At 39.7% G+C, this 15,639-nt stretch carries 13 protein-coding genes; 4 read left to right on the forward strand and 9 right to left on the reverse strand.

Annotation, left to right across the window (positions count from 1 at the left end; translation table 11 throughout):
* The 7 genes from hprK to LfDm3_RS04535 form a co-directional block, all read right to left on the reverse strand.
* Complete coding sequence (gene hprK / locus LfDm3_RS04505; RefSeq protein ID WP_010021834.1) at positions 1–1,017, reverse strand: HPr(Ser) kinase/phosphatase; 1,017 nt, start codon at positions 1,015–1,017, stop codon at positions 1–3.
* A gap of 114 nt (positions 1,018–1,131) precedes the next feature.
* Positions 1,132–2,289, reverse strand: a complete 1,158-nt coding sequence (locus LfDm3_RS04510; protein ID WP_039144499.1) for a PDZ domain-containing protein — start codon at positions 2,287–2,289, stop codon at positions 1,132–1,134.
* A gap of 18 nt (positions 2,290–2,307) precedes the next feature.
* Positions 2,308–3,424, reverse strand: a protein-coding gene (prfB, locus tag LfDm3_RS04515; RefSeq protein WP_156112356.1) for a peptide chain release factor 2 whose coding sequence is annotated in 2 segments (ribosomal slippage) — positions 2,308–3,351 and positions 3,353–3,424 — 1,116 coding nt in all. Because the reading frame shifts where the segments join, the coding sequence is not laid out codon by codon here.
* A gap of 54 nt (positions 3,425–3,478) precedes the next feature.
* The gene (gene secA, locus LfDm3_RS04520) at positions 3,479–5,845 is read right to left on the reverse strand and encodes a preprotein translocase subunit SecA (protein ID WP_039144502.1); all 2,367 of its coding nucleotides are present in this window, start codon (positions 5,843–5,845) and stop codon (positions 3,479–3,481) included.
* A 138-nt stretch (positions 5,846–5,983) separates the two neighbouring features.
* Positions 5,984–6,517, reverse strand: a complete 534-nt coding sequence (hpf, locus tag LfDm3_RS04525) for a ribosome hibernation-promoting factor, HPF/YfiA family (RefSeq protein WP_039144505.1) — start codon at positions 6,515–6,517, stop codon at positions 5,984–5,986.
* Positions 6,518–6,605: 88 nt separating this feature from the next.
* On the reverse strand, positions 6,606–7,232 hold the full coding sequence (locus tag LfDm3_RS04530; RefSeq protein ID WP_156112357.1) for a phosphoribosyltransferase family protein: 627 nt from the start codon (positions 7,230–7,232) through the stop codon (positions 6,606–6,608).
* Between the two features lie 52 nt (positions 7,233–7,284).
* Complete coding sequence (locus LfDm3_RS04535) at positions 7,285–8,625, reverse strand: DEAD/DEAH box helicase (protein ID WP_082019970.1); 1,341 nt, start codon at positions 8,623–8,625, stop codon at positions 7,285–7,287.
* A gap of 44 nt (positions 8,626–8,669) precedes the next feature.
* Between LfDm3_RS04535 and LfDm3_RS04540 the strand changes: the two genes are divergently transcribed.
* The gene (locus LfDm3_RS04540; protein WP_039144510.1) at positions 8,670–9,320 is read left to right on the forward strand and encodes a YigZ family protein; all 651 of its coding nucleotides are present in this window, start codon (positions 8,670–8,672) and stop codon (positions 9,318–9,320) included.
* A 7-nt stretch (positions 9,321–9,327) separates the two neighbouring features.
* Here the strand turns inward: LfDm3_RS04540 and LfDm3_RS04545 are convergent, their stop codons facing one another.
* A complete protein-coding gene (locus tag LfDm3_RS04545; protein ID WP_082019971.1) occupies positions 9,328–10,482 on the reverse strand; it encodes a glycosyltransferase family 4 protein in 1,155 nt (384 codons plus the stop codon).
* Positions 10,483–10,682: 200 nt separating this feature from the next.
* Between LfDm3_RS04545 and LfDm3_RS04550 the strand changes: the two genes are divergently transcribed.
* The 3 genes from LfDm3_RS04550 to ade all read left to right on the forward strand — a co-directional run bounded on the left by LfDm3_RS04550 (position 10,683) and on the right by ade (position 13,607).
* Positions 10,683–11,105, forward strand: a complete 423-nt coding sequence (locus LfDm3_RS04550; RefSeq protein ID WP_039144512.1) for a CidA/LrgA family protein — start codon at positions 10,683–10,685, stop codon at positions 11,103–11,105.
* Positions 11,106–11,111: 6 nt separating this feature from the next.
* Positions 11,112–11,849 (forward strand): antiholin-like protein LrgB, encoded by a 738-nt coding sequence (gene lrgB / locus LfDm3_RS04555; protein ID WP_039144514.1) that lies wholly within the window; start codon positions 11,112–11,114, stop codon positions 11,847–11,849.
* Between the two features lie 84 nt (positions 11,850–11,933).
* Positions 11,934–13,607 carry an adenine deaminase gene (ade, locus tag LfDm3_RS04560; protein ID WP_039144515.1) on the forward strand — a complete coding sequence of 558 codons (1,674 nt, stop codon included), beginning with the start codon at positions 11,934–11,936 and terminating at the stop codon, positions 13,605–13,607.
* A gap of 51 nt (positions 13,608–13,658) precedes the next feature.
* On the opposite strand, the gene LfDm3_RS04565 is transcribed toward ade, so the two are convergent.
* The gene (locus LfDm3_RS04565; protein WP_010021815.1) at positions 13,659–15,494 is read right to left on the reverse strand and encodes an APC family permease; all 1,836 of its coding nucleotides are present in this window, start codon (positions 15,492–15,494) and stop codon (positions 13,659–13,661) included.
* Between the last annotated feature and the right edge of the window lie 145 nt (positions 15,495–15,639).

Consider the following 15,639-nt stretch of genomic DNA (forward strand, 5'->3'; position numbering starts at 1 on the left):
CTATTCAGGATCCTTATTAGCATCTTTACTAATATCTTGTTTGTTTTGTTCTTCTTCCTGCTTTTGATACTTTTGTTCTTTGTCATTCTTAGTGGCATTTTCTTTGATTAATTCATTTAAATTCTCATCAAAGACCTTGGTTGCATCATAACCCATGGAACGAGCCCGGAAGTTCATCGCAGCAGTTTCAATGATGATTGCCAAGTTTCGACCAGGCTTAACCGGGATCGTTAATTTCTTCAAATCAACGTCAAAAATCCGGGTAGTTTCCCGATCAGTCCCAAGGCGATCATACTTCGTATCCTTGTTCCATTGATCAAGATGAACGATTAAATCCACCTTGGACTGGGAGCGAACCGCTCCAGCCCCAAACAGGTTCATCACATCAATAATTCCGATTCCACGAATCTCTAACAAGTGATTAAGAATCTTGGGTGCCTGACCAATCAAGGTCTGTTCATCTTGCTGGTAGACTTCAACTCGATCATCAGCAATCAAACGGTGACCCCGCTTAACCAGTTCAAGGGCCGTTTCACTCTTACCAATCCCGGAGTCACCAGTAATTAAAACTCCTAGTCCATATACTTCGACTAAGACTCCATGAATCGACTTTCGTTCCGCCAACTTAGCTTCTAGATAAGTTGTCATGTTACTCAAAATTCTCGAAGTGGTGAGCTTCGATCCAAGGATCGGAATGTGCGCCTTCTTTGCGGCTGCAACTAACTGCTCAGGTGGTTCTAGTTGAGTAGAAATGACGAATGCAGGCGTTTCAGGTTGACACATTTTAGTCATTACTTCTTTTAATTCTTCATCACTCATTCCCTTAGCAAATGAGGTTTCAGTGATTCCAAAAATTTGAATTCGTTTGGCTGGATAATAATTAAAATACCCGGTTAATTCAAGCCCTGGACGTGAAATGTCACTAGTGGTAATGGGGCGATCTAAATACTCACGACCCCAAAAAACGCTAAGATGAGTGTTCTTTACTAAATCAGCTACTGTTACACTCTGAGCCATTGGACTTACCTCCAAATAAAATTAATTTACTTAATTCTAACACAATCAAGTCTGCTTTAGGCGGTTCTTAATTTCGCCCAAAATAAAAGAAGCACCCGTAATGAGTGCTTCCACTTAGTTATTTTGAAACATTTCAATTCCGATTTCATGAGGCGAACCATCGTAAATGGCTGTCTCTTTAATTTCTAACTGATTGTGACGATTCTTAACCTTCATATGTACAAAGGTCGGATCATCCTGCAAGGCTTGGTACAACTGACTCTCTGAGTTAACGGCCATGTTGTTAACCTCAATAATCAAGTCACCTGTCTTAAGCCCCATTTTGTCAGCTGGAGTATTAGGCTTAATGCCAATGATTCGAATCCCATCAACCGCTTGACTAATTTGGCTACCAGTCTTTCGATCCACACGATGGAAATGGTAAATAATTAAAGCGTAGACAATGGCTAACAAGATAATGGCGAAAATGACATAATAACTATTTCTAAAGAAGTAAGCGATTGCCGTTAATACAATGGCAAGAAGCGCCAGTTTACCAATGGCGTTTGAAATCCTTGGCATTAATTCATTTGGTAAGTGATTGATAAATTTAAGGCGGAATCCAATCAAAAATGGAACCACCAAAAACGTTACGTGTGCACCAAAAATGTTGAAAACTGGCCACATGGGAATAACGGTCTCAATGAGTTTACCGGGAATTAACAATACTAACGGAAAAACCGCCAACTCATTAAATCCATACGATGCCACTCGATTCCCTCGTCGGTTCTTTGCTACCTGCGGTGAATTAATGGTCTTACCGTTCATCTTCAAGAAGATAAACATTAAAATCAACATAATTGTAATGAGGGCCAGAAAGTTAGCCGAACGAGACGCATTGACGTTAATGGCACCGGCAATGTCTCCTCCTTTAATCATTGGGATGGAATAATCATTGAAAAAGACTCCCATCAAAACCGCCCCAAACAAAAGGAAGGTTGGAACCAATATCCACGGAATCAGTAAACTAATGGCAACGATTAACTCATAAAGCAAAATCCAATTTAGAGATGTTTCGACTCCCACTAGAGCGGTCAAAAGCGACCCCACGATTCCTAGGACAATTAACGATTTCAGAAAAACCCATCCCTCATGAAACTTGGGATTAATGGCACTCTCAAACAATCTCCGCTCCCGGTTAACTCTTCGATTATAAACGAAGAAAACTCGAATAAGCGCAAACCAAAACACTGGCATAAATACAAAAAACAAAATATTAGTCGCAACTGACATAATGAACTTCCTTTTTCGTTATTTTGGGTTCTTTTGTTTTAAATTCCACTGCAAGTAGGCGTTGATAAACGGATTTAAATCTCCGTCCATCACCGCTTGACCATTTCCGGTTTCGTAGTTGGTCCGATGATCTTTAACCATCGTGTAGGGATGAAAAACATAAGACCGGATTTGTGAACCCCAACCAATATCAAGCTGCTTACCCTCAATCTTGGCCTTCTCTGCTTCTTTTTTCTCTTGTTCACGTTCGTACAACTTTGATTTTAACATATTCATCGCGGTAACTCTATTCTGTAATTGTGACCGTTGAGCCTGACTTGATGTCACAATTCCCGTTGGCAGATGGGTAATCCGTACAGCTGAGGAGGTTTTGTTAATGTGTTGCCCACCAGCACCACTGGATCGAAAAACATCTACTCGCAAGTCTTCGGGATTAATATCCACGCTTACGGTATCATCAAGTTCTGGCATCACATCAACGGATGCAAACGAAGTATGTCGTCTTCCAGCCGAATCAAATGGAGAAATTCGTACTAAACGGTGAACACCCTTCTCAGATTTCAGATATCCATAAGCATTGGGACCCGTGACCAAAAAGGTCACACTGTTAATTCCAGCAACATCGCCAGGTTGATAATCTTCGACAGAAACCGAAAATCCATTTTGCTCAGCCCATCGCTCATACATCCGAAATAACATTGATCCCCAATCCTGCGATTCGGTCCCACCTGCTCCCGGATGAATCTCAACGATGGCATTATTTTCATCATACTTCCCATTCAAAAGGAGGCTTAGTCGATAACTATCAAGTTCCTTCTGGGTCTCACTTAGTTCATCATTAAACTCTTTTTCCAAGTCAGCGTCATCAGATTCTTCCAGAAGTTCTAGGTTTACCTTTAAATCATCAACCTTCTTAACTAGTGAGTTAAAATTATCATACTTTAATTTTAATCGATTATTTTCATCAATCAATTTTTGGGCTTTTCTTTGATCATCCCAAAAACCCGGTTCAGTCATTTTGGCCTCGTTAACGGAGATATCCTCATTTAACTGATCAAGGTCAAAGCGACCCCCTAAAGCCATTGATGGCTTGTTCAATCTTTTCTACTTGTCCGCGTGCTTCGCTTAATTCCATAATGTACTCCTAAAGATTAAAAAACGGAGACCACTAGAGTCCTCCGCTTTAAAACTATCTTTCCATGTTTTGTCTAATTTCAGCCTTCATGAACAATCTGGTTACGTCATAATCAATGTCTGAAACCATTTCTTCAAACATTCTAAATCCTTCTCGTTGATATTCAACTAACGGATTTAACTGACCGTATCCACGAAGTCCAATTGATTCTCGCAACTGGTCCATTGAATCAATGTGATCAGTCCAATGAGAATCAACCACTCGAAGAACAACCACTTTTTCAAATTCCAACATTTGATCGGGATCTTGAAGTTCCTGCTCCTTGTTCTTGTATTCAGTGTTAACCAATCCTAATAAGTAATCCTTAATTTGATCACTGGATTTACCCTTCAAATCATCAATACTAATCTGATCGGGACTTACCAGTGAATTAATGGCGAAGTCAAGAATGGTCTGTAGATCCCACTTCTTTTGATCACCCTGGGTGTGCAAGTCAACGATTCGGTTGACCGTTCGTTTGATCATTGGCATAATAACCCATTTTAGTGACTTATTCTCGTCAATTACCTGACTACGTTCACCATAGATCACATCACGTTGTTGTCGCATAACATCATCGTACTTTAAAACGTTCTTTCGGGAATCATAGTTATTACCTTCAACTCGCTTTTGCGCCGACTCAACTTGTTTAGTGATCATGTGACTTCTGATCACCGCATCATCACCTTCAACCTTCATCGAATCAAGAATATTTTTAACCTTGTCTGAACCGAAACGACGCATCAGATCATCTTCAAGCGAAAGGTAAAATTGTGAATAACCAGGATCTCCTTGTCTTCCGGAACGACCCCGAAGCTGATTATCAATTCTTCGTGATTCATGTCGTTCGGTACCAATCACAGCTAATCCACCGAGCTTAACAACCCCAGGTCCAAGCTTAATGTCGGTTCCACGACCAGCCATGTTGGTCGCAATTGTAACGGCGCCCTTTTGACCCGCATTAGCAACGATATCCGCTTCTTTAGCATGATTCTTCGCATTCAAAACCACGTGCGGAATGTGTTCTTCATCAAGTCGTTTTGACAAATATTCAGAAGTTTCCACCGCAACGGTTCCAATTAGGATCGGTTGGCCACGTTTGTGTAAACTCTTAATCTTATCAACCACAGCGTCAAACTTTGATTCCAAACTAGGGTACAAAACATCGGGTTCGTCGATTCTAACCACCGGTTTGTTAGTTGGAACCGCAATAACGTCCATGTTGTAGATTTCTCTGAATTCATCTTGTTCAGTCTTGGCAGTTCCCGTCATTCCGGCTAATTTGTTGTATTGTCTAAACAAGTTCTGGTAAGTGATGTTTGCCATCGTCTTACTTTCTTCTTGAATCGTAACACCCTCTTTAGCTTCAAGGGCTTGGTGCAGACCATCTGAAAAACGACGGCCCTCCATGATTCTTCCAGTAAACGAATCAACAATTAAGACCTCATCGTTTGAAACCACGTAGTCTTTATCTTTCTCCATTACATAATTAGCTCGTAAAGCTTGATCCAAATGGTGGGTCAAAGCCGTATTGCCAGTGTCATAAAGGTTATTCAAATTGAAATACTTCTCAGCCTTTTCAATTCCAACGTCTTTAAGGGAAACGGTCTTCGTTTCAAGGTCAACCTTGAAATCCGTCTTAGGATTGAGCGTCTTAGCAAACTTATCAGCCTGCATATATAACTTATTAGATCCACGAGCTTCACCAGAAATAATCAATGGGGTTCTAGCTTCATCAATCAAGATTGAATCAACTTCATCAACAATTGCAAAGTTCAGTGGTCGTTGAACCCGATCTTCTTTGTAAACCACCATGTTATCTCTTAAGTAGTCAAATCCAATTTCACTATTAGTGGAATAAGTAATGTCACTGTTATAAGCGGCCCGCTTTTCTTCGGGATTCTTATCAGCTGAGTTTACCCCAACACTCAAACCGAGCCAGTTATACAACTGACCCATTTCGGTTGCATCACGTTGTGATAAATATTCATTAACGGTAACAACATGAACACCCTTTCCTGAAAGAGCATTCAAATAAACTGGCATGGTAGCAGTTAACGTTTTACCTTCACCAGTCTTCATTTCAGCAATGTTCCCTTCATGAAGAACAATTCCACCCATAATTTGTACTCTAAACGGGTTTAATCCAAGTACTCGTCTAGCACCTTCACGTGCTACCGCAAAGGCTTCTGGTAACAGGTCATCTAAACTTTCTCCGTTTTGGTAACGTTGCTTAAATTCTGGAGTTTTAGCTTGTAATTCTTTATCATCTAATTTTCGATACTGTTCTGAGTATGAGCTGACTTTATCGGCGAGCTTACCTAATCGTTTGAGTTCGCTTTTATCACTTTCAACCCATTTCTTTAAAAGGTTTGTTGCCATTGATTAATTTCTCCTCTAGTGTCTAAACCGCTTTTGTTGCTCGAATTCTTAGTCTATTTTTTCATTTTAACATTTTATCAAATCAATTAAAAACTCACCACAAAAAAACAGAAATATCTCATTTCTGCTTCCTTCTACCTATCGATCTGTCTTAATTAATCCATAATCACCATCGTGGCGACGATAAACGATGTCAGTCCGATCATCACTAACGTCAATGTAAACAAAAAAGTCGTGACCAATTAAATTCATTTGAATAATGGCTTCCTCGGCCGTCATTTTTTGTAAGGGGACTCGTTTCTTTCTAACAATTTTAGATTCAGTTATCTGACTCCTAGGATCCTTAAATGCTAAATTCTTACCGTGTTCGGTTAATTCTTCATTGACCTTCGACCCATACGTATCAATTTGTTGCTTAATATCATGAACGGCGATGTCGATGCTTTTATGAGTATCGTTCGAATTCCCTTCCCCGCGCAATAAAAAGTTTGGAAGCACAATTGTGATTTCCGCTTTAATTCGTTCGTTTGAGTAGTTCATCAGGTCAACATGAGCTGTACCCTGAATGTTCATATTGAACCGTTCGTCAATTGTTTTAATGTGTTGATTAATGTAATCACGTAGATCACTGGTGATTTCAACGTCATCACCTCTTAGTTTAGTTTCAAGCATCTTGATCTCTCCTACGTTTAGCGTCAAATATATCAAACGAACCTTCTATCATTATTATAAATTTTAATCTATTAAATAACAATTAATACTAACGCGCAAACGTAATGCTTGAGACGTTTTTAGCTCCATATGAATATAAAAGGTCTGCTGCTAAATGTAAAGTGGTCCCAGTAGTATAGACATCGTCAATTAGACAAATTGACCGATTTTTAAGGCGCCCCTCCCAAGCATTTCGAACTGAAAAGGGTTGTTTTAATTGCATTCGTTCCCGTTTGTCTTTTTTAGACTGCGGTAATCCATCCCGTGATTCAGCATCTAGCATCCTTTGATAAGACATCCCTTCTAACCATCCCTCAACCTGATTAAACTTTCTCACCGCAAACGTCTTCTCACTGATCGGGATGGGAACAATCAGTGCTCCAGATGTAGATGCCAAAATAAAGCTTTGAAACTGCTTTTGAAATAATTTTCGTAGTTCATAATCTCCCTGAAATTTATACCGACTCATGTATTCCTGCACCGTAGCATACGGGAATAGTGCATGATTAGATAATTGCGGCTCATGCCTAGTTTGCCAAATTTGGCAATCTTCACATAATCGTGGCTGCTTCTGCCTTCTACCACAACCTGGGCATGCCGTCGCTTGATCAATGGGTGAAAAAAGTTGTCGACACTTTTCACACATAAGAACCGCAACATAGGGCTTAAAGCTCATGATAAAAGAAACCCTTAGCTCTTGACTGATTGTTTGCTTACACCATAAGCATTTATTTGCCATCTTTTAATTGCTTCCCCTTTCGATTCATGATCGTAATTTCTGCTTGAGCCCTTTTAATTCTCCGAGAATAACTTCCGACGAAAAAATCCACGTTTCCAGTGGGTCTCGTTTTCTTTCGCCCAACTCTTCCAGCAATTTGAACTAATGAAGACGTGGAGAAGACCGGGTCGTCCGCTCCAAGGACCATGACATCAATATCAGGAAAGGTCACCCCACGCTCCAAAATGGTGGTGGTAATTAAGAATAAAACATCGTGATCTCGCATGGCCTGAACTTTCGCCATTCGTTCACTATCAGCTGAATAAACACAGTCCCAGGCCTTCTTCCCCCTCAGTTCCTTCTGTAGGATCTGATCAATCACCGCTAAGTCTTTGATTTGAGGAACAAATAACAAAAACCTTCTTCCAATGGCAATGTTATGCTGACACATTTTAATCAAAATCTTAGGTAATTTCTTTTTAGTTAGTTTCATCCGCCAATTCCTTGAAAGATGAACCTTAATCTGTGGCAAAAGATGACCATGAAAACGCAACGGCAGATAACTAACATCCCCATGTTCTTTAATCACTTTTTCTCTTAGTTTTATTCCCGGCGTGGCACTTAACATGATAGTCTGACCATCACGCTTTCGGGCATGAGTAACCGCAAATTTAAGGTTGACATTTGCGACAAAGGGAAAGGCATCGACTTCATCAATTATTAATAGATCAAAAGTGTGAAAGAAACGCATCAACTGATGAGTGGTACAGATTGTTAGTTGACAATATCGATATTGTTCCTTACTTTTACCATGCAATAAAACCATATCTAGATTAGAAAAGGCTGCCTGTAAGCGGGGATATAGTTCAGAACATACGTCAACTCTGGGAGATGCAATCGCGATTCGTTTTTGATGCTCAATTGCCCACTTTAAGACTGGGAATAGCATCTCCGTCTTCCCCGCTCCGGTCACGGCCCACAATAAATGATTCCGATGATGTTGAACGGATGTAATGATTTTACTAGCACAATCCCTTTGAAATGCCGTCAGGTGACCCTTCCAGGTCAGGATTTCCGGTGGGATCATAAAATCATTTGCCTCAGGTACGGTTACTAACTTCATGCTGGTATCAATTCTTCCCATTTCAATACAATTCGGACAATAAAAAATCCCATTAGGAAGTTTACACTTCGTCTTTTCACAATTAAAACCACATCGGTTACAATGAATACTAGTTTTATTAACCACTACTGCTGAAGTAAACTCAAGTAACGGATCACTTAGAAGTAAATGATCAACTAAAACATCGGGAATGAATCTTCCCATTAGGTCTGTTCGATCTTTAATCATCAGTATCCCCTCCGATCTAAAATACGCAGAATAGGAATATCGCAATGAAAAATTCTTTTCTAACCATCAAACAAGTTGACAGTAACGAGCTTGTCATCAAAAAATCAAAATTCATCGCTCACGTCGATCGGGTTACGACCGAAGCTGAAGCTCAACAATTTATTACCAAGATTAAAGATCAAAATAAAAAGGCCACTCATAACTGTTTTGCCTACGTCGTGGGTGCCACTGACAGTATTCAACGTGAAAGTGATAACGGTGAACCCAGTGGTACCGCTGGAGTGCCAATTCTTGATGCCATTAAGAATATGAACCTTCATAATACTGCCGTGGTGGTAACAAGGTACTTTGGAGGCATCAAACTGGGCGCCGGTGGATTAATTCGTGCATACAGTAACTCGGCTTCAGATGTCATGGAAAAGAGTGGCATTAGTCAGATGACACTGAAAACCGGGATCACCGTTTCCGTATCTTATAAGTTAAACGAACAACTGCAATACTTTCTTAAGCAAAATGGATTACAGGTTTACAAAACTAATTATGGAACTGACGTCCAAGTTGAAACGGCCGTTATTAGTGACTCCGTTTCAAAATTTGAGAACCAGGTCACCAACTTACTTGCAGGTGATGTTCAATTCAAAATTGGTCAGGAATCATACTTCGAAAGTCCCTATCATCCAAATAAAAAGGAGTAACCACGGGTTACTCCTTTTTATTATTTTGTTTGGCTTTATTTTTAGCCTTCATTTTAGTGACTTCAATTTCATGATTTGATTTACTGGTAGTTCCAGTAACCACCCGCTTAATCAGGTTCAGCAACGGTTGCCGATTTTTCCCGACTAAACCGATGGCTTCGACAAAAAGCTCGATACCGATCAAGGTTGCCACGGTTAGTAAGATCGAACCCCAAAAACTTGACAATGGATACAGTAGAGAAATAAACGCAAAGATTAACGCAATTCCATAAATCACTAGCACCGTTTGGCGATGGGTTAAACCGATCTGCATTAATCGATGGTGTAAGTGATGTTTGTCAGCGTGAGAAATTGGTTGTTTGTTAAGCAATCGTCGTAAGATTGCGTAGGCCGTATCCGAAATGGGAACACCCAGAATAACCACGGGAATAATAACGGAGATGAAGGTCGCGTTTTTTAAACCCTGTAACGAAAACACCGAGATCATGAATCCAATTAGTAGTGATCCCGTATCACCTAGATAAATTCTGGCTGGGAAAAAGTTGTACGGCAAAAACCCTAAACAGGCGGCCGCAAAGGTAAAGATCATAATGGAAACATAGATGTTATCGACGTTCAAAAAAAATAACGCAATGATCCCCATCGTGGTCAGTGCAATAATTGCCACTCCCGTTGCCAGACCGTCAAGGCCATCAATTAAATTAATCGAATTAGTAATACCTAAGATCCAAATCCAGGTCAAAGGTAGGCTCAACCATCCCAACTGGATGTTACCTAATACTGGGAGCGTAACCGAACTTACCTGAATTCCAGCAAAAATGTAAACCCACAACGCCGCTAACGAAATTCCAATGACCTTTTGTCTCGGTTTTAAGACAAAAATATCATCGATAATTCCAGTCATGACGATAATTAATTCTCCACCAAGAATTCCCCATAGCTTACTCGACGGAATCTGATTGCGTAAAAACACGCAGGTTGTAACGGTGTAAGCAATCAAAATCGCCAAACCACCTAAAGTAGGCATTGGAATCTTGTTGACACGTCTCTTATTCGGTTTATCGATGGCGCCAATCTTGAATGCTAAAATCCTAATAAACGGGGTTAAGACCGCTGACATAATGGTCGTCGCAAACAAACAGACGAATATTTCAAATTTCAATTGACAACGCCTTTCCCAACTAATTTATCTTTAATTATACAAATGGAAAATAATAAACACAAGGTTACCTTCGACAATTTAATGATAATTAAATCTAATGATCCAATTTAAAATTTTAGTTTGTTTTTTAATTAATTTCATATATGATATTAAATATAGAAATAGCTAAATTAATCACATGCTTTTGAAAGGAGTAAAACATGAACAACAAAAAAGAAACAACCAAGGAGGCCGCTCCACTGCTAACCCAACTTGGAATCTTTGGAGTCATTTTATTCGTGTCAAGTTTAATTTCAGCACTCTTTCCAGCCAACTTCCCGGTTCCCACTCCAGTAATTGGATTAGTCATCTTGTACCTTCTACTTACTTTTAAAATCATTAAACCAGAACAGGTAGAGAAAGTGGGTTCCTTTTTCATTGGCATTCTAGGATTCCTGTTTGTCCCCTCTGGAATTCAACTTGCCGCCTCCCTAGACATCATGAAACATTCGGGAGTGAAATTAGTGATTATGATCATTATCTCAACGGTTGTCATGCTAGTATCGGTAGCATTAGTTGCTACCTTTCTCATCTGGGCCCGTAATAAAATTTTCGGTAAAAAAGAAGATCTTGATAAGGAGTAAAACCATATGCAAGCTGAATTATTAAAATTTTTGGGTAATCCAATGTTTGGAATCGCTCTGTCGTTGGTAGTTTACCTAATTGGATCATTTTTATTTAAAAAGTTTAACGGATTTTTCCTTTTTCAACCATTATTCGTTGGGATGGTACTAGGAATCTTTGTCCTGTGGTTAATGAGCAAAGCCACTGGCGTGAATGTCACCTGGATCTACACCAACCTCTACAAGCCAGGTGGTGACATTATTTTTTGGTTCCTCTTCCCCACTACAATTGCCTTCGCGGTTCCTTTGTTCAAACGAAATGACATTGTGAAGAAATATTGGTTTGAAATCATTTTATCGTTAATCATCGGTCTAACTATTTCCGTTATCATCATGTACTTTGTATCCAAATTAATTGGACTGAACAAATCAGAAATTGCGTCCATGCTTCCCCAAGCAGCTACTACTGCTGTTGCAATGCCAATTGCTCAAGGAATTCATGGAGTACCGGCCATTACCGCCATGGCATGTATCCTAAACGCTGTCATCATTTATGCACTGGGTGATTGGATCATCAAACTATTCCACCTTAAGAATCCCATTGGAATTGGACTAGGACTTGGAACTGCAGGACATACGATGGGTTCCGCCAAAGCCCTAGAACTCGGTGAGGTTCAAGGATCCATGGCCGCAATCGCGGTGGTAATCATCTCGGTAGTAGTGGACATTATCGTTCCATTGTTTGCTAATATTGTTCATCTGTAAAATAAAAGTATAAAATATCCTTAATTGTTAGATGTAATTAAACTAAGAATTAGGGGTATTTTTTTACCTCGGGAGGAAAAGCTGATGGCTGAATATGATATTAAGATTATCAATGGTAAGGTTTTAGATCCAGATCGTATGAAGTTTATTGTTAAGGATTTATTTATCAATAATGGTAAATTAGTTAGTTCTGATCAAGTTAGCAATTTGCATCCCAAAACAACAATTGATGCAACGGGGAAAGTGATTGTCCCCGGCTACATTGACTCCCACGTCCACATTGAGAGTTCGTTAGTGACTCCGAGTGAATTGGGCAAGTTATTATTAAAACATGGCGTAACCACCATTTTTGCAGATCCACACGAAATTGCGAACGTCATCGGTAAGGATGGGATTAAGTACATGATTACCGATAGCAGAAAAACACCCTTAGACATCTTTTACATGTTGCCATCCAGTGTTCCGTGTGTCCCATTTGACCATAATGGCGCCACTCTTACCGCTAACTCTTTACACGAATTTTACCAATATCCGGAGGTAAAGGGACTAGCCGAGGTAATGGATTATCCCGCTGTTGCTAGTGGTGAAAATGATATTATGGCTAAAATTAAAGACGCCAAGCAACATCATCTAAGTGTTGACGGTCACACCGCTGGATTTAACGATCAACAATTAGCCGTCTATGAGAAAGCCGGAATTCAAACCGATCACGAAAGTACCACTCCGCAGGAAATTAAGGAGCGACTTAGACATGGCTTCAAGATCTTTTTACGTGAAGGAACAGTCGAACGCGATCTAAAAAGTACGCTGCCCGCCATGAAGGAAGAAGATCCCGTTAATTTCTCCTTTTGTACTGATGATAAGTTGATTTCGGATTTAGTTGACGAAGGAAGCATTGATGACAACATTCAGTTAGCTTTAGGAGCGGGCGTTAAACCAGAATTAGCCTACACTATGGCCAGCTTTAATGCTGCTAAAGCCCATCAGTTAAGCCAAGTGGGAAAACTTCAACCAGGGTTTAAGGCCGACCTTAATATTTTGAACGATGTTAATAATCCAACCCCCGTTCAAGTAATTAAAAACGGTCAGATTGTCACCGAAAATCATAGTCATCCTACGCCCTTTACAGAAAATACCGTTCATGCCGAATTTAAATCTAACCAACTCCGTTTACCTCTAACTACTGGTAAGGCCCACGTTCTTGGCATCAAACCTAATCACATCGATACAAAACACCTAATTTTAAATATCCCTCCTACTGATAACTTTCAAAGTGACCCAAGTCAAGATATTTTAAAAATCGTGGTAGTTGAGCGTCACCACAACTTAGGTACCGTTGGAGTTGGCTTAGTCCAAGGATTTAAAATTAAACATGGTGCAATCGCAACCACTATTGCTCACGATGATCACAATATTGTAGCCGTTGGAACGAGTGACCATGACATTGAACAAGCTATCAATAACTTAATCACTGCTGGTGGTGGAATTTCAGTTGTAAACAAGCAACAAACGTTGAGCACCCTTGCTCTTCCCGTGGCTGGACTGATGTCAGATAAGGATTATCGAACGGTTGCTAAGGAAACCAAACAAATTTATCGCGATTATAAACAAATTGCCGCTCCAATTGATTTCGATCCATTCATTACCCTGTCCTTTTTAACGTTACCCGTTATTCCAACGCTTAAAATGACCGATCAAGGACTGTATGACTTTAACCAACAACAATTTATTAACGTTAATGCCTCTTCTCATATGTAAACTAAATAAAAAAATCAGGCTACCCGCGAAGGTAGCCTGATTTTTGTTTAATTACTCACTCAAATGATAGTTGTAAGTCGATACAATAATATCTTGACGTGAATTTAACGCAGTTCTCAATCGAACAGCAGTCTGGTTATGAAGAACCTGTTGCCAGTAGTGTTTTGGCACAAATTGAGGAACCAAAACCGTGGTCGTATAATTACGATCTTCATCCTGCTTAGCAATTACATCACAGAATCTCAGTACTGGATCAACCACTGAACGATACGAAGTATGAATATCAACAAATCGAATGTCTGGATATTCTTCTTTGAATTTCGTAGAAATCTTCTCTTCTTTTTGTGGATTATCAGCGAACGAAACATGCATTGCAATTACGTTATCACCAATGGAACGCGCGTAATTGATCGCTTGTCTAGTAACTTGAGTAACGTTTCCAACTAGCACAATTACCGTTGAACCAGCGTACGTATGATTCTCGTAATTAGGATCAGTTGAGATCCGAAGTTGTTCTGCAATTCGTTGATAGTGAAGATGAATCTTGTAAAACATCAAGAGAAGTAATGGCATGATGATCAAGTATGGCCATACGTTTGCAAAGTGAAGTGCAAACAGGAAGACCACCAGCATAACAGAGATAAAGGCTCCAATGAAGTTAATCACGGCCTTCATTGGCCACCAACCCTCTTTGTTTCTGAACCAATGAACGATCATTCCTGATTGAGATAATGTAAATGGAACGAACACACCAACGGCATAAAGTGGAATTAAGAGGTTGGTCTTACCCTTAAAGAGTACGATCAAAACGATGGCACCCAATGCCAATGAAATAATTCCATTTGAATAGCCCAATCGGTCACCCTTATCTAGGTAAGCGTGAGGCAGGTATTTATCCTTAGCCATGTTGTAGGCCAGGATTGGGAAAGCTGAGAAACCGGTGTTAGCAGCAACGGCCAAGATCAATGCGGTTGCCAACTGAAGTAAGTAATACATGATCCCGTGACCAAAGACATTCGTACCAATCTGTGAAAGGACGGTGTCTTTAGCGTTAGGAATAACTCCCATGTAATAACTCAGGAAGGTAATCCCAGCAAAGAAAATTCCTAAAATAATGGCCATAATTCCTAACGTATTAGCAGCATTCTTTCGCTTAGGTTGCTTAAAGTTAGGAACCGCATTACTGATCGCTTCAACTCCGGTTAACGATGCTGATCCAGATGAGAACGCCTTAAAGAATAGAACTAGGGTCATTCCCTTAACGGAAGCATTTAATGGTGCATAAGCATGATAAGTAATTTTATTAGTTAAAATATTGTAAGCACCGACAATGATTAAAATGATAATCATCACGATGAATAAGTACACTGGAATAACCAAGAAAGATGCGGAATCATGCATTCCCCGCAGATTCAAAATCATGATAAACACAACAATTAAGATGGCAATTGGAATCTGATAATTGTACAACGCAGGAATGGCTGAAGTAATCGCTTCAGTTCCTGATGTAGTTGAAACAGCAACCGTCAGCATGTAATCAACTAGTAGTGAGCCACCTGCCACTAGACCAGCTGTATCACCCCAGTTAGTTCTAGCAACTACATATGCCCCTCCACCTGAAGGATAAGCATAAATGATCTGTCGATAAGACAATGTGATCGCGGCTAACAGAACTAATACTAGTAGTGCAACCCACATTTGATACATCAAAGCTGCAGTTGATAAAGTAATCAAAACTGCAGTGATCTGTTCAGTACCATAAGCAACTGATGACAAAGCATCCGATGATAATAAGGCTAAGCCTTTGAACTTAGTAAGAGACTGACCAGAGCCTTCCGTTGTTTTAAGCGGACGTCCAATAATTAGTCTTTTTAAATACCGCCACATTTAATCCATACTCCTTTAATATGTCATATTTAACTTAATAAATCCTTAATTTTAAAGTCAAATGCAATTGTACTACATTAACCTAGATAATTCATCATAATTGAGAATAAAAAAAGAGTCCATACGGACTCTTTTTTTAATCAAA

The organism is Fructilactobacillus fructivorans (genome assembly GCF_000814735.1).
In the GTDB taxonomy this organism is placed as follows: Bacteria; Bacillota; Bacilli; order Lactobacillales; family Lactobacillaceae; genus Fructilactobacillus; species Fructilactobacillus fructivorans.

Bases quoted from the DNA above. Each gene is read 5' to 3' on its own strand.
- hprK (WP_010021834.1), bottom strand. From the start codon at position 1,017: ATGGCTCAGAGTGTAACAGTAGCTGATTTAGTAAAGAACACTCATCTT.
- LfDm3_RS04510 (WP_039144499.1), bottom strand. From the start codon at position 2,289: ATGTCAGTTGCGACTAATATTTTGTTTTTTGTATTTATGCCAGTGTTT.
- secA (WP_039144502.1), bottom strand. From the start codon at position 5,845: ATGGCAACAAACCTTTTAAAGAAATGGGTTGAAAGTGATAAAAGCGAA.
- hpf (WP_039144505.1), bottom strand. From the start codon at position 6,517: ATGCTTGAAACTAAACTAAGAGGTGATGACGTTGAAATCACCAGTGAT.
- LfDm3_RS04530 (WP_156112357.1), bottom strand. From the start codon at position 7,232: ATGAGCTTTAAGCCCTATGTTGCGGTTCTTATGTGTGAAAAGTGTCGA.
- LfDm3_RS04535 (WP_082019970.1), bottom strand. From the start codon at position 8,625: ATGATTAAAGATCGAACAGACCTAATGGGAAGATTCATTCCCGATGTT.
- LfDm3_RS04540 (WP_039144510.1), top strand. From the start codon at position 8,670: ATGAAAAATTCTTTTCTAACCATCAAACAAGTTGACAGTAACGAGCTT.
- LfDm3_RS04550 (WP_039144512.1), top strand. From the start codon at position 10,683: ATGAACAACAAAAAAGAAACAACCAAGGAGGCCGCTCCACTGCTAACC.
- lrgB (WP_039144514.1), top strand. From the start codon at position 11,112: ATGCAAGCTGAATTATTAAAATTTTTGGGTAATCCAATGTTTGGAATC.
- ade (WP_039144515.1), top strand. From the start codon at position 11,934: ATGGCTGAATATGATATTAAGATTATCAATGGTAAGGTTTTAGATCCA.
- LfDm3_RS04565 (WP_010021815.1), bottom strand. From the start codon at position 15,494: ATGTGGCGGTATTTAAAAAGACTAATTATTGGACGTCCGCTTAAAACA.